Here is a 13,978-nt window from a genome sequence, read left to right on the forward strand (position 1 = left end):
ATCCGCATGGCTGAACCCATCGTCTACAACGTCACGGACGACCTCGTCGACCGCCTGATCGGCCTGGCCCCGGGCGCCAAGACCTACGAAGTGCGCCACTTCCGCGAGAAGGTCGCCGCCGCCACCCAAGGCAGCTACGACGCCCTGTTCGACCCCGCGCTGCCCGGCCTGTCCCTGGCCGAGCGCCTGCTGGTCGCGCTGTACGCCACCCGCATCACCCCGTCGCCGCTGCTGACCGCGCACTACCGCAAGCGCGTGGCCGAGGCCGGCGCCACCCCGGCCGACATCGCCGTCGCCGAATCAGGCAAGCCGTCAGACGCCGCCACCCCGCGCCTGGCCGCCATCCTGGAGTTCACGCGCAAGCTGATCGAGAAGCCCGTCGAAGGCGACGAAGCCGCGCTCAAGACCCTGCCCGCCGCCGGCGTCTCCACACCCGCCGTGGTCACGCTGTCCCAGCTTGTCGCCTTCCTGTCCTACCAGGTCCGCCTCGTCGCCGGCCTGGAAGCCATGAAGGCCCTGGAAGGCCAGCCCGAGCGCGCCGCCGGCACCCCGCCCGCGCCCTTCCCCGCCAACACCGCCGCCACCGCGCCCGGCGCCGTCATCAAGGCCCACGGCTTCACCAACGAATCGCTGGAATGGAAGGCCTGGCTAGACGTCGTCAACGTCGAAACCGCCACGCCCGAACAAGTCGCCGTCCTGGAAGAAAGCCACCCCAAGGCCAAGGTCTCGGACTACTACCTGTTCCTGGTGCATCAGCCCGAAATCCTGCGCCAGCGCTCCACGGCCTTCAACGCCATCATGTATGCGCCCGGCGGCCTGTCGCGCGCGGAGCGTGAGCTGGGTTCGACCTACGTGTCGCGCATCAACGGCTGCGTGTACTGCGCGTCGGTGCATGCCCAGCGCTTCGAGCAGCTGGCCAAGCGCAACGAGGTAATCGCGCAGGTGTTCGAGGATCCCGCCACCGCCGGCACCACGGCGCGCGAACTCGCCATCGGCAAGTTCTCGATCCAGATCACCGAAGCGCCTGCCGCGGTGAACGCCGACAGCATCCAGGCCCTGAAGGATGCGGGCTTGAATGAAGGCGAGATCCTGGATCTGCTGCATTCGGATGCGATCTTCGCCTGGGCGAATCGCCTGATGCTGAACCTGGGCGAGCCGGTTTTCCCTAAGGCTTGACCCCGCGGCGCCCGGCCGCTTGCGTGCCGGACGCTTTGCCTGCGGCTTGTCATCGCCGACCAGTATCGGCAATGACAAGCCGTGATATCAACGCTGCCAGGTCAGCAGCTTGACGCCCGCAACGCCAAACACCACGGCCACCGTCCCTTCGATCCAACGCCGCAGCCTGGCGTACAGCGCGATCATCGGCGCGGTCGAAAAAGCGATCGCATAGCCGCCAAACACCATCACGCCGAGCAACGCGCAACCGCCAATAATCGCGGGCAAAGTGCCGTCCGACGCGCTCTCCCCCAGCCCCAGCGACATGATCGCCATCCAGGCCAGCACCGCCTTCGGATTGCCGATATGCATGAGCACGCCCTGGCGGTACAGCACCCGATAGCGCGGCGTCGCACGGCCCGTTTCCACCTTCGCAAAGGCCGCGCCCCGCCTCAACGCCGACCTGGCGCTGCGGAACGCCAGGTAGAGCAGATAGACTCCCCCCACCACCTTGATGATGAATAACGCCTGGGCGGAAGCCGCCAGCACGGCGGAAATCCCAGTCGCCGCCAGCGTCGCCCAAAACAACGAACCCGTAATGACGCCCGCCGCCAGCGCAAGCGCCGGCACACGGCCGTGACGCATCGCGGTTGCCATGATCGCCATATTGCTGGGTCCGGGACTGGCCGTGGCAATCAGATAGGTGCCGTACACAAGAGCAAGCTGACTCACGAGCATTTGCGTTTCTCCAGGGATGTCGGGCCTCTCCGCCTTACAGCGGGAGGTCTCCGCGATGAACGATATGGACCTTGTTGCCGTCAGGATCGCGCAGATACGCGCCGAAGTAGCCGTCGCCATAATGAGGACGCACTCCCGGCGCCCCTTCATCCGTCCCGCCCTGCGCAAGCCCGCCCGCATGGGCCGTGCTCACGGCTTCCTGCGTAGGAGCCAGAAAAGCCACCATGCTGCCATTACCCACCGTCGCCGGCTCGCCATCGTAGGGCATGTAGACATAGAAGCGCGGCAGCAGCGATTGACCGGTCACCCAGCAAAGCGCCAAGGGCCCGCCATCCGGCGTGACAACGCGGCGCTTCAGTCCAAGCGGAAGCAGTACCGCGTCATAAAAACGGCCCGCGCGCTCAAGATCACGCGTTCCGACAGTGATATGGCTGAACATTTGATGACTCTCCACGCGCCCGCCCTGATGGTCAGGCGCTTTCAGAAATGCATGACATGCCTCAATCGCATCGGGCATGTTACTCGCATGCCAGATAAGCTGGACCGCAAAATACTGCACAGTCCAGGGCCGTTTTCCCGGTTCGCCAGCGTCGGCGGCGTTTTCGTTAAACTGACGCTTTCCGCCTTCTTATGCGCCCCGCCCATCGCGGGGCGCATTGCCTTACCCCATGTCCGACAAAACCCACGACATCCGCCCCGGCCAGTCGATCGAACTGCTCAAGGCCCTGCACATCCTGACCCGCGACGGCAAGATGAACCAGGACAGCCGCCGCAAGCTCAAACAGGTCTACCACCTGTTCCAGTTCATCGAACCGCTGCTCAAAGACGTCCAACAACAACGCGGCGCCGTCACCCTCGCCGACCACGGCGCGGGCAAGTCGTACCTGGGCTTCATCCTGTACGACCTGTTCTTCAAGGAACAGCCCGAGGCGCTGAAGAACGGCTCCCACATCTACGGCATCGAAACCCGCGAAGAACTGGTGAAGTCGTCGGAAGAACTGGCCAAGCGGCTGGGGTTTGGCGGCATGTCGTTCCTGAACCTGTCCGTGGCCGATTCGATCACGTCGGACAAGCTGCCTGCCACGATCGATGTGGTCACCGCCCTGCACGCCTGCAATACCGCCACCGACGACGCGATTCACTTCGCCTTGGAGAAGAAGGCCAAGTACATCGTCGTCGTGCCCTGCTGCCAGGCGGAAGTGGCTTCGGTGCTGCGCAAGAACAAGGCCAAGGCGCTGGCTGATCCGCTGGCTGAGATCTGGCGGCATCCGCTGCATACGCGGGAGTTTGGGAGCCAGATCACGAATGTGCTGCGGTGCTTGCAGCTGGAGGCGCATGGGTATCAGGTCAGCGTGACTGAGCTGGTGGGATGGGAGCATTCGATGAAGAATGAGCTGATCATTGCGCAGTACAAGGATTTGCCGCGCAAGAAGGCAGCTGAGCGGCTGACGGAGATGTTGGAGAGGATTGGGCTGCAGGAATTGAAGGATCGGTTCTTTGTGCCGCAGCCTGCGGAGGCGGCGGCGTAAGCGCCTGTCCTGCTTCATGCCGCAGCGTCAGCATCCGTGGTGCGTGCCGTCGTCTGCTGCCGGATGCACCGCATGACGCGGTGAACGCCATTCGAACAGCATTCCCCACATGTCCTCTCGCCCGCGCAAGGCATCCCCTGAGCAGACGGCGCCGCTAACAGCGGCCTTCCCCGCGCGACTGCGAGCCGAAGTGGCACATATCGCCGAGAAGATCTGCCCCTCGGTCATGACTGGCCGCGGCCTGTCCGTCATCGTGCAGGACGAGTCGTTGGCGCTGCCCTATCGCGTTCAGCATGGGGGCAACGGCTCCCTGTCTTCCAAGCTGGACGAACCCCAGGCACTGATCTACGCCTGCATGCAGTCACGCCATCACGACGGCCTCGTGCGCCAGCGCCAAATTGAGCGGCTGGCTGTGGCTTCCGAGCCTTGGGTTGTGCCGTTCGTGGTGCAGCTCTGCAGCGAATACGTCGTTGAAATTCTGCAGGACATCGAGGCGTGCCTGCCCTTGCTGGACAAGTGCGTCTATGGAACGGTTCTGCGAGGCAATCCGGCCTTTCTGGATCTGGCGCAGCAACGCATGACCAGCTACTGGGATTGCTACTACCGGCGGCGCTGGCTCAGGAGCGAAACCTACGTGGGGTTTCGCTTGTTCAAGCAGTTTCGCGACTGGCAGGTCTCTGGCTAGGACCTCACGAGCTCGAAAAGCCCGATCCGCGGATCAATTGCCAGAACTGCGGCGCAACCGATCGGATGAGTTCTTGTTCAAGCGCTTCGCTTCGTCTTCCGCGTAGTCTTCCTCGCCCTCTTCGTACTTGCCTTCATACATGCAGCTGCTGCGGTTCCATCCGCACTCGCCGCCTAATGAACAACCGGAGCTCAAGGCGGCAAGGAACAAGAGGATGCTGCAACGGCCTAATCTTTGAATCGACATATCGCTCCCTGATGATCGGGGTAGTGTACGGGATGGGGATGACGGCTGAGCGGGCAAACCGGGCCAGGACTTCATCTTGTACGACCCGTTCCTCAACGAGCCGCCTGAGGCACGGACGAACGGCACCCACATCTACGCGCATCGAAACCCGCAAAGAACTGGCGAAGTCATTGGATGAACTAACCAAGCGGCTAAGGCTTTCCGGGATACCCTTCGTGGACCCGTTCGTGGTCGGTTCGATCACGTCGGATAGGATTGCAGAAACTGAAGGACCGGTTCTCCCCGCCTAAAATTGCGTGAGAATAGGCAAAGGATCACTTGCTGTCCCCTGTCCATTTAGGCATTAGTCTTCGGAAGGGACGAAAATGCCACCCGTCGCATTACTGCCATGATCCGTTCCGCCTATACTTGCCCTGCGGTCGCACCAACGATCGTCCGGATTGACAGCCGGAGTTAACAGGAGCGGACAGCCGCCGCAATAGCGGCATTTTTACGTCCGTCGGCCGACGCACGTCCCTGCTATGGGCGGGCCTTGGCTGGGGCACGTTCGCGTGCGCCGGTTGCTCCTGTTACCGGTCTGTCAACCCGGCCTTGTGCCCGCCCACCCCGATTGACAGCGGGACGCGGGCTCCTCACTCAACAGGAGGCCGTAATGAATGACCACCCCTACACCCTTGACCGTTGGGCAACGCCGGATGATCCCGAGCATGGCGTTGTTCGATTTTCAGACCTTCGGAAGATGGAACGGGCTTGCCAGGGAATTTGGGCAATTAGCCGAATCGTTGGCAATGGGGCAAATGACTCGGAAAGGGCCGGTAGCCAGCAGCTCGATCCTTGGGTTGTATCGAACTTGCTAGGCGGCATTGAAAGTCTCTGCGATCACATCACAGATCTTGTTGAATCTGCTCTTGATGAATCCAGATTCACCGACGAAGCAAAACCGATTCATTAAAAGATTTGTCTGGCGAAGTCAGCATTGACGTGATGCTGACTCGCGATAGCACAGCCAGAGCGTCAGATGCAAGAGAATCAGCTTACTACCCGAAGCGGACCTTAAGATCCCCCGAACGCGGCCGTTCACCATTGAAGTAGTAGGTAGTCCTGCATCGACTACACAATGATGGGCGAGTGCTGGATTTCTCCTATGTGGAGAAGAAAATTTAACTCGTTGTTCGAATAAATTAAATACAAGGATGACAGCGTGATGATAGAAAAAAAAGCGACGACAAGCAATAAGATCGAGATGAGCACTGAACCTCCTGTCGGCTATATATTTTCTGAGCGAGACCTTGAGGCTGCAGATATTGATATTTGGATGGATTCTAGAATTTATCGAATTTTTCCAATAAGCCGCTTCATCCAGGTGCTGACCACCAAAACGCTCACATTGGTCAAACCAAAAAAGTGGGATGATCCGTTTGAAAACACATTACTCTCATCAACATTTCTAGTAGGCGGGGAAGCCACAAGTTTTGCTGCGAAGGAATCGGTCTACGGGCAATGCTGGACCTTGCATCGCGAAACTGATGCCATGTGGCGCATATACTCCCATGGGAAAGACGGCGTGCGAGTGACGACTACACCTAGAAAATTGTTGGCTGCGCTAAAGGAGCATGTGGGCATGCATGCTAATGTTAAATGCTTCATCGGCAAGGTTCAATATGCGAAAAAGACAAATCTCAAGGATATTTTTGAGAAAATTGACTTAATGAAGACGGATGGCTCGGGCATAGCAGAATCGCTGCTGTATAAGCGTCAGGAATTCGCTCATGAGAAGGAGATGCGACTTATCTACGCTGGCGACGATAACCAGTGCGAGAACGACATCTTCAGCTTTGGGATTAATCCTAACGAACTCTTCGACAGAATTCTCTTCGACCCTCGGATGGAGAGATCTTTGCAAAAGGCCTACATGGATACGCTGAAGAGTCTTGGGTGCGAGGTGGAAGTGAGAAGGTCAACGCTGTATGACCCGCCAAAAAGCATGCAAATCACAATTCCTGATTGACCAATTAGCGTTAGCTGACCCCGCAGTCAACTCGTCATCTCAAACAGTCAAAGATTTTGAAATATGATGAGTCAGCCTATTGGTCCAATTCACGAGACCATCTACAATGGTGAACTTGAAGCCCTGTTTGCCGCCTTCAAGGCTGCTTGCAATTGGCTAACTAATGTCGGAGTTCCGTCAAAAATAAAAGGTATCAGCCTGCAATTCCGCTTTCCGGAATTGCAGGCTGATACCTTTATTCGATGTGCATGCTCTCTCATCGTTATTTTTGCGTCTGGCGCGCTACTCAATTCGCCTTAAACTCAGCCTACATCGTCAATGCTTTGCCCATGAGTGGAATGTCGTTTGATTGGGCCTTGGACGGCTAATCGGCGAGGCTTACGATTTGTCTTTATCCCATCGAGGTTATTAAAATTGAACTATCATGATGAAGATTTAGACGTTGTTATCGGCAAGGGCAATTGGATATATATCGGTTGCGATGTCGATAAATTAAATTGGTCAAAAGTCGGCATGACCACCGAAGGATTACACACTCGTCATAGGTCGTCTCAGAATCCAGACTACTGCATTTATACTGCCTTTGAAATAATCTCTGGCGAGGTTAATGATATTGAGAAGAAACTACTAAATCATCTTGAATTGCACTGCGGGCTTCAGAGATTGCCTCATATTAGCACTAGTAATGATAGTGAATGTTTTAGGCTAGATCCAGAAGCAATGACTTGGCTTGTCGAGCAGTTTATTAAGAACCAATTCGGATCGTGTGTCACGTATGAAACTGGTCTTCATGGAGAGATGAGTCGCTATCGTTGTGATGATAAAATTTACCGTCATTTTCAAAATTTACGCGACTCTAAATCACAACCACTGCCATTGCAGCCTCTGTCATTGGGAAGAAAAAGTTACTTTACAGGCAATCAAGAGATTTATGAAGTGGATCTCGGAGGTGGTTATTATGTCGATGTGTCCAGCGGTATGACTAGACACAGAGACGATGATCTTTAGAGTAAAAATGGTGTCAGACTACAATTTCCCCGGCGAAATTGTAGTCTGACACCTAGGGCATGGGAAGGGCCCCTTTTTTGGAAGCCCCCCCTCAAAGAGCTTTCACTCTAGTTCACTGTTTAAAGCGAGCGCGCGCTCCAATTGCCGTCTGGCTTTGGCCTGCCTTCCGCTTCTCTGCCCCGGGCCCTCTTAGCTGGTCACTCCCTAATTTGCCGTCTTTATTTGGTTGATTTGCGTCGGCCGCACGCGGTGCAAGATGATGCGAGGTTCTGGAGTGGTTTTTCTCTTTCGACGGCCTTTTCTTTTCCGACGGGCCATCACCTTGCGACTTACCTTGTCTCGAGTGGTGAGGCCTGGCAAACTTCGCAGCCCGCTTATGCTCGGGATGTTGCCCCCCTAAACGCTGTTGCGCTTGCAGTCCAATATCCAGTGCTTTAGAAATTCCAGGGTTAACCTTGAGCATGCCGGACATTTTGACTTTGGGCGCAATATCACTCAATGTGCGCTCGCGGAATGCCCAATGCACGAACATATTGCTTGACGGCCCATTCCCCTCATTTCGCCCCTCCATTGCCTCCGTATAGCCAATAACGTTTACGTCGTAGAAAAACTGCAGCAGAGCTTCCGGGTCGCGCAGATAGCTCGTAGCCTGCAAGGGCTCCCCGTTGACCCATTTCTTAAATCTAACGAATGCCTCGCGAAACTGCGTATAGGTGAACTCCGATTTTCCGTTCAAATATTGAAAAAACTTTAAATAGGTTGAAAAATCACCTTGCTCCATGTAGAACGCAGCATAATTTTTCACTTCACCTAGCAGGTACGCCGCATATTCCTTCGTAAATACGGGGTGACTCAATACTTCAGGGGGAAGTTGATTCTCCGCCCCTTTTCCCAACCTATTAATAGCAACATCCCTGGCGGTCTGGATAAACGTGAGGACGTCGCGCGGCTTTTGGAATGATATTCTAAGGAAGCGCCGAAAGACCGTCTCACCTTTATCCGCACTAAAATACCAGTTGGCGGCCTCAACCGGATTCATATCGTCTATCGGCACCTCTTGTTGGCTGGAAAAATAGCGGCCTGCTGCGCTATAAAGCCTAGACTGAGCCATCTCTTTTTCAGTGGTCGCCCAGTCCAGCAGAACCGAATTGTCGCGCAATCGGGAATTGGAGTTATAGATATTCATCGAATGAAAAACGTCTGGTCGAAGCAACAAAACAATCTTCATTCGGCCTCTTGAATCTCGTATATTCCCGAGATAATCCGAATTCAAGTGCCACGCAGCCTCCCCCAAGCCTTTAATACATGCAAGATAATCTGCATAGGGGACGCTTTCTGGACGATAGTCAATTCCGTCGATGAAGAGCACAACGTCCTTACCTAGCTTTAGGTCAGCGATGGCTTGCTTCAACTCCGACTCTTTTCGCAATAAGTGATGTCGGATGATTTCGATCTCATCGGTGCGCTGAGTGGAGTCTTCAAAAGTCAGCGAGGCGACTTTCTCGACACCGATTCCTACCTTGTCTTTCGATTCACTGACAACCCGAAATGCCACTTCAACTTCAGGATTCAAGGATGCGTCGTCGAACGTAGCGATCAACTCTTCAATAGCAGTGAATTTCCCAGTTATATTACCCAGGAAGCTTTTGCACCGCTGAACCAGAACCTGTGCCAACATGGAAAGAAGCATCGGGCGCCAAATATTCGCGTAATCGCTGTACTCCAGCTTCCCTTGACGCTTGAGAGCAATGAATCTCTTGTATTGGCTCTCCGTCATTGTCGTGAGTTTGCATTGCGTCTCATTGATCGTGTTGTTATCGAGATACGTTGCATAGGCCGTCTTACCTGACCCTTTCTCGCCCAGCAAATAGTAAATTGCTGGATCCAGGCATCTATACAGATCCTCTGTCCGTAGAAACAGTTGGTTGAAGAAATCCTTTTGTTGGCGGGTTTTATAATTCTCCGCGTCGTTGAAAGTATCCTTAAGTTGCCTCAACTCCTTCCACATCCCTCTTTCCTCTCCAAAGGATTAGCGCTCTGGGCTCGGTGAAACATCGTCGGTATCGCTGATCGATATTACGCGATTTTGTCTCAATCGGAAAGTTTTTGAAATATCGATTTAGCTATGCCGGTTAACAGCGCATGTTTGCAATCCCTCGTCAGATCGGTGGCGGCCAATGGAAACCCGGCGTAGGCCCATCGATCAGGCAGGCATCAGCCGGTAGAAATTTGGCGTCTTTCAGAACTCGAGATGAATCGCCCCGGGATTCGCAAAGGCTCCAACTCTTGAGGAAATGGAGCTATGAGCAAGAACAATGCGAACAAATTTTCCCCAGAAGTGCGTGAACGGGCGGTGCGCCTGGTGCAGGAGCATCGTGGCGGGTATCCATCGCTGTGGCTGGCGGTGGCGTCGATCGCTCCGAAGGTTGGCTGTTCGTCGCAGCCCCTGCTGAACTGGGTCAAGCGCGAGGAGGTCGACGGCGGGCAGCGTGAGGGCCTGAGGACCAGCGAACGCGATGAACTCAAGCGGTTGCAACGTGAAGTCAAGGAACTGCACCGGGCCAACGATATCCTGCGCACGGCGAGCGCTTTTTTCGCCCAGGCGGAGGTCGACCGCAGACTGAAGTCGTAAACACCTATATCGACCGGCACCGGGCTGTTCACGGGGTCGAGCCGATCTGCAAGGCGTTGCAGGTTGCCCCATTAATAAAGGTGTCAGACTACAATTTGGCCGAAGAAATTGTCAGTCTGACTCCTATTCTCACGTGGGTGGACAGCATCCAGGCCCAGGCGCGAACGACACGGTGTTCGCCCCCCCTGCCGCCGAGGAAATTGCCCACGATCACGGAGACACCATAGAGCGCAAGCCGCTCTTCCGTGCCACCCTTCCTGGCGGCGGCGCAGGTAAGGCACGATGCTCAAGAGTCCCAGCACCGCCAGCCCCGCACCGATCCATAACGCGACCCGAAACTCATGAAAAATGGTGTCAGACTGAGCTGACCCGGATTTCTCGGACAGTTTGGTTAAGGCACGGAGGCCTCGACCTGGGCAGGGGTTCGATAACCTAGCCCCTGGTGGATTCGCTGGCGGTTATAGAAGACCTCAATGTTTAAAGATCGCCAGCCGCGCATGCTCCCTGCTGTGGAAGACCTTGTGATGCGTTAATTCGTTCTTTAAGTTGCTGAAGAAGCTCTCTGCCACGGCATTATCGTAGGGATCCCCCTTGGCGCTCATGCTGATGATGATGCCGTGGTCCTTAAGCATGCCTCGGTACTCTGCCGAACTGTACTGCGCACCGCGATCGCTGTGGTGCAACAGTCCAGGATCGGGACGGCGCCGGGCTAGGGCCATTTGAAGTGCATGGACCAACAACCTGCGGTCGGCCTTCTCGGCCATGCTCCAGCCGATCACCGACCGAGAGTAGAGATCCAGCAGTACGGCCAGATATAGCCAGCCTGTCCGTGTTGGTACAACCGTTATTTCACCCACCCAAACTTTATTGGGACATTGCACGGTGAACTGACGTTGCAGGCGGTTCGGGGCTGGCCCCAGCAGCGAATGCTTCTCCAGCCGACGAAACCGCTGCTTGCGCAGCGCCTCGATGCCGGCCTGGCGTCGCAGTCTTGCGACGCGATGCTTGCCGCACGCCACGCCGCTGGCGTTAAGCGCGCGCCAGGTCTTTTCCGCGCCATACGCTTGCCGGCAGGTCTGATGGGTCCGCTCGATGGCCGCGAGCAGCTTGACGTCCTCTTGCTGCCTTGCCGAGGGTTTACGACGTTGCCAGTCCTAATATCCGCTGCGGCTGACGTGCAAGGCCCGGCATAACCGAGCGACCCGGAACTGCTGCTGATGAGCCTGCACAAAGGCGTACCTCACGGCAGTTCCCGCGCAAAGTACGCTGCCGCTTTTTTTAAGATATCGCGCTCTTCGGTGACCTCGGCCAACTGACGCTTGAGGCGCTGAATTTCGGTCTGCTCGGCGGTGCGAGCCTTGCCTTTAGCGGGAAATGAGACCTCTGGGCCGTGTGTCGCCAGCTCTTTCTTCCATCGGTAAATAATCGACCGCTTCACGCCCAACATCAGCGATAGTTGCGTGCCGCTGACCTTGCCTTCCTCCAGTTGTCTGACCGCCTCGATCTTGAACTCTCGACTGTGATAATGGCGTTTGGCTTCAAGCGGCTTGCCTTCGGGTTTGGATTTATCCATGGGACACCTCCTTCAAGTATTGTCTACTTCTTCGGGTGTCCGGAAAACCCGGGCTAGCTCAGTCCGACACTTTTTTCGAGACAGTCGCCAAATGCGACATCTTTCTATGCTAGCCGCCACTCGATCGCCGCGATTCAAGAAATTCACGCAGTTCAGCGTCTGCCGCATCAACTTCTATGACAAATTCCTCCATGCGTGCGATCACGTCTAGAAGTTCTTTACTTACATTACCCCCTCCATCAAGCATCAACTCTCGCAATACCACTCCATAAAAAAGAACCGCATTTGCGCCTAGATAGGTGGCATATGATGCTTTTTCAGCTGAGAAAACTGCCCCGATGGACTCAGCGGACTCTCCGAGCGAAACCATTCGATCAGAGTGAATGCGATTATAGGCATCCTCGGCGAGAGTATGAACAGAATCAGACGCTGGTGCGAATATTTCGTGGTAAAACCCCTCAAGACCAACAGAAATAAACCGAGACTTCGCATCAGGCCAACCTGTTGCATTGTCCAGCCTATCTATGGAGCCACGCTGGAGCTTCAACTCTCTTAAACGCCGCTCCGACGCCAGCACTACGTTAGAAATCTTTTCTCGCACCCCGTATGCATGCCATTTTTTTAGCCGAGACAAGGAACTATCAAAATAATGTTTAACGAACGACCTAGATCGCGCATTAGTCTTCTCTTCAAAAATATACATCAGATTGACGGAATGTTCGACGGATATTCGAGCCAAGGCTTCTGCCGCAGTAAACTTGAAATTCTGTAGACAACTCAATATTTCGTCGACAAGTTCTTCTACTGCACTCAAGATGACCGCACATTGAGCCTTTTTTGACATCGAATTACATTTCAATCTTAGGAGGTCATCCGATTCCCGATGTATGCGTCTTATCGAATCCAGCATATTCATCAGTTCAGGAATGCGCCCATGATCTCGCGAATGAACAGCATGCGCGAAATTCAGCTCTTCGTAAAATTTTTCTTGATTATTTTTATTTTCCATAAATATTGCCTACAGGGAAAATGGTATCAGACTGCAATTTCGCCTCCGAAATTGCAGTCTGATACTTTCATTTGATGTTGGATTTTGCTCTTACATCGCCGGCCTACCAGCCGGCGACATTGCAGTCGCCGTGAAATGCCCAACCCTAGTACTCGAAACAGCGTCAGCGCGATGAAGAGGCCATCTCACACCCCTCTATCCACTCCTGCAAAGCAGAGCGAACTGACTCAGCTGCTTTGCCGTTCGCCAGCTTGCTCCACGCTTTGTTCATGGCATCTAGCAGCTCTTGGACAGAGTCATCCTGAAGTTCGATATTCACCCGTGTTACGCGCGCTCTTCGGGTGCTTCTAGGAGCTCTTTTGACTTCAAATTTCTGCGCAAGCGCTTCAAATAGCGCGATCCAGCTGTTTTCTGCCGACAGGCTCAATATGGGCCCCATTTGCAGGCATAGCGCGAGCCTATTTGCCTCGATACGGAACCAGAAACGCACCGGAAAGTCGCTTGTCCAACCTGCAGCGCGGTCAGCCACAGGCCGACCTGGCAACTGCAACCAACTTTCGTGATGGAAAAATACCGCTTCCGAGCGCAACGTCGTCACCGTCAGTCCAGGGTGGGCCGCCGCAAATTGATCGAACGCTGTTCCGAGTGCGGACTGCTGTCCGTGTTCCACAATGAGATCAAACGCCGCCCTGTGCTTAAGGTAGATTTCTCGGCAAGCTCTGACCAACTCCGGGGAAGCCATAATTCTCCTTTGAACAAGTTCGATGTAGTGTTTGATAGCGATGGTGACATCATCGGCGAGAGCTTCCTGTCCCAGGATACGCGTAAGAACTTCGCAGACGGCTCCGTAGCTAAGAGTGAACCAATTCTCGTCCGCACCTTCATAGCCATCTGGCGTCAAGAAACACCCTAGGAACCGATATTCACCGTAACGCTCCTGGGCGCGTTTGCGGTAGGTTTCGAGTTGCGCTTCGCTTTCTGCGGCTCCGACTTTGTTCTCAATAACGAAAAGCAGCTCCAGTTCTGGGATCTGGACGGTTATGTCGAAATGATCGCGCTCACAATAGACCGCCGCATCGGAAAGGTCCTTGAGCTCTACATCCAGCCGGCTCACCGGACATTGAGAGTCATCGCCGATCGTCGTTCGCAAAATAGCGCGAAGGAACTGATCGCCTAGGCCGTGCGTCTCGTTCGGATCAAGCAAATACGCCAAAAAGCGGGAATGGCGAATTTCCTGGCGGGTGATGTTCAGTGCTTCGAAAAGATTGAATCCTTTGCGGATCCGATGGTCGCGTTCTAACTTGGTCAGGGCTGTCATCAGGTCCAGGAGATCTTGCTCCACCTGAGTCAAATCGTCTTTTCCCGGAGCCATTGGCATTTTCTCCTCTCGCGTTG

12 protein-coding genes, 2 pseudogenes and 1 other annotated feature are annotated in these 13,978 nt (G+C 55.0%); of the genes and pseudogenes, 7 read left to right on the plus strand and 7 right to left on the minus strand.

The window, feature by feature from the left end:
- Positions 1-6: 6 nt before the first annotated feature.
- On the plus strand, positions 7-1,176 hold the full coding sequence (locus AC1RHV_RS05860) for a CMD domain protein (protein ID WP_492300045.1): 1,170 nt from the start codon (positions 7-9) through the stop codon (positions 1,174-1,176).
- Between the two features lie 87 nt (positions 1,177-1,263).
- On the opposite strand, the gene AC1RHV_RS05865 is transcribed toward AC1RHV_RS05860, so the two are convergent.
- A complete protein-coding gene (locus AC1RHV_RS05865; protein WP_492300046.1) occupies positions 1,264-1,893 on the minus strand; it encodes a LysE family translocator in 630 nt (209 codons plus the stop codon).
- Between the two features lie 34 nt (positions 1,894-1,927).
- Positions 1,928-2,332: a VOC family protein gene (locus AC1RHV_RS05870; RefSeq protein ID WP_492300794.1), complete on the minus strand. Its 405-nt coding sequence runs from the start codon at positions 2,330-2,332 to the stop codon at positions 1,928-1,930.
- 229 nt (positions 2,333-2,561) lie between these two features.
- Between AC1RHV_RS05870 and AC1RHV_RS05875 the strand changes: the two genes are divergently transcribed.
- The 5 genes from AC1RHV_RS05875 (at position 2,562) to AC1RHV_RS05895 (ending at position 7,369) form a co-directional block, all read left to right on the plus strand.
- Positions 2,562-3,422 carry a class I SAM-dependent methyltransferase gene (locus tag AC1RHV_RS05875; protein ID WP_492300047.1) on the plus strand — a complete coding sequence of 287 codons (861 nt, stop codon included), beginning with the start codon at positions 2,562-2,564 and terminating at the stop codon, positions 3,420-3,422.
- A 109-nt stretch (positions 3,423-3,531) separates the two neighbouring features.
- Positions 3,532-4,107 (plus strand): hypothetical protein, encoded by a 576-nt coding sequence (locus AC1RHV_RS05880; RefSeq protein ID WP_492300049.1) that lies wholly within the window; start codon positions 3,532-3,534, stop codon positions 4,105-4,107.
- 898 nt (positions 4,108-5,005) lie between these two features.
- Positions 5,006-5,305: a hypothetical protein gene (locus tag AC1RHV_RS05885; RefSeq protein WP_492300051.1), complete on the plus strand. Its 300-nt coding sequence runs from the start codon at positions 5,006-5,008 to the stop codon at positions 5,303-5,305.
- Between the two features lie 252 nt (positions 5,306-5,557).
- A complete protein-coding gene (locus AC1RHV_RS05890; protein ID WP_492300796.1) occupies positions 5,558-6,361 on the plus strand; it encodes a DUF2971 domain-containing protein in 804 nt (267 codons plus the stop codon).
- Between the two features lie 414 nt (positions 6,362-6,775).
- The gene (locus AC1RHV_RS05895; protein ID WP_492300052.1) at positions 6,776-7,369 is read left to right on the plus strand and encodes a hypothetical protein; all 594 of its coding nucleotides are present in this window, start codon (positions 6,776-6,778) and stop codon (positions 7,367-7,369) included.
- A 112-nt stretch (positions 7,370-7,481) separates the two neighbouring features.
- Here AC1RHV_RS05895 and AC1RHV_RS05900 read toward each other — a convergent pair whose 3' ends face one another.
- The gene (locus AC1RHV_RS05900; RefSeq protein ID WP_492300054.1) at positions 7,482-9,377 is read right to left on the minus strand and encodes a P-loop ATPase, Sll1717 family; all 1,896 of its coding nucleotides are present in this window, start codon (positions 9,375-9,377) and stop codon (positions 7,482-7,484) included.
- A gap of 294 nt (positions 9,378-9,671) precedes the next feature.
- Between AC1RHV_RS05900 and AC1RHV_RS05905 the strand changes: the two are divergent.
- Positions 9,672-10,072 (plus strand): annotated as a pseudogene (locus tag AC1RHV_RS05905) (transposase); the annotation flags it as partial.
- Positions 9,956-10,072: a sequence feature (AL1L pseudoknot), on the plus strand. (Overlaps the previous pseudogene by 117 nt.)
- 399 nt (positions 10,073-10,471) lie before the next feature.
- Here AC1RHV_RS05905 and AC1RHV_RS05910 read toward each other — a convergent pair.
- The 4 genes and pseudogenes from AC1RHV_RS05910 to AC1RHV_RS05925 form a co-directional block, all read right to left on the minus strand.
- Positions 10,472-11,140: pseudogene (locus tag AC1RHV_RS05910) on the minus strand (IS3 family transposase); the annotation flags it as partial.
- A 101-nt stretch (positions 11,141-11,241) separates the two neighbouring features.
- Positions 11,242-11,574 (minus strand): transposase, encoded by a 333-nt coding sequence (locus tag AC1RHV_RS05915; RefSeq protein WP_492300056.1) that lies wholly within the window; start codon positions 11,572-11,574, stop codon positions 11,242-11,244.
- A 109-nt stretch (positions 11,575-11,683) separates the two neighbouring features.
- On the minus strand, positions 11,684-12,583 hold the full coding sequence (locus AC1RHV_RS05920; protein WP_492300058.1) for a DUF5677 domain-containing protein: 900 nt from the start codon (positions 12,581-12,583) through the stop codon (positions 11,684-11,686).
- A 163-nt stretch (positions 12,584-12,746) separates the two neighbouring features.
- Positions 12,747-13,955 carry a PDDEXK-like family protein gene (locus tag AC1RHV_RS05925; protein WP_492300060.1) on the minus strand — a complete coding sequence of 403 codons (1,209 nt, stop codon included), beginning with the start codon at positions 13,953-13,955 and terminating at the stop codon, positions 12,747-12,749.
- Positions 13,956-13,978: the final 23 nt, after the last annotated feature.

Source organism: Achromobacter sp. GW823-FHT04E03, from assembly GCF_058796095.1.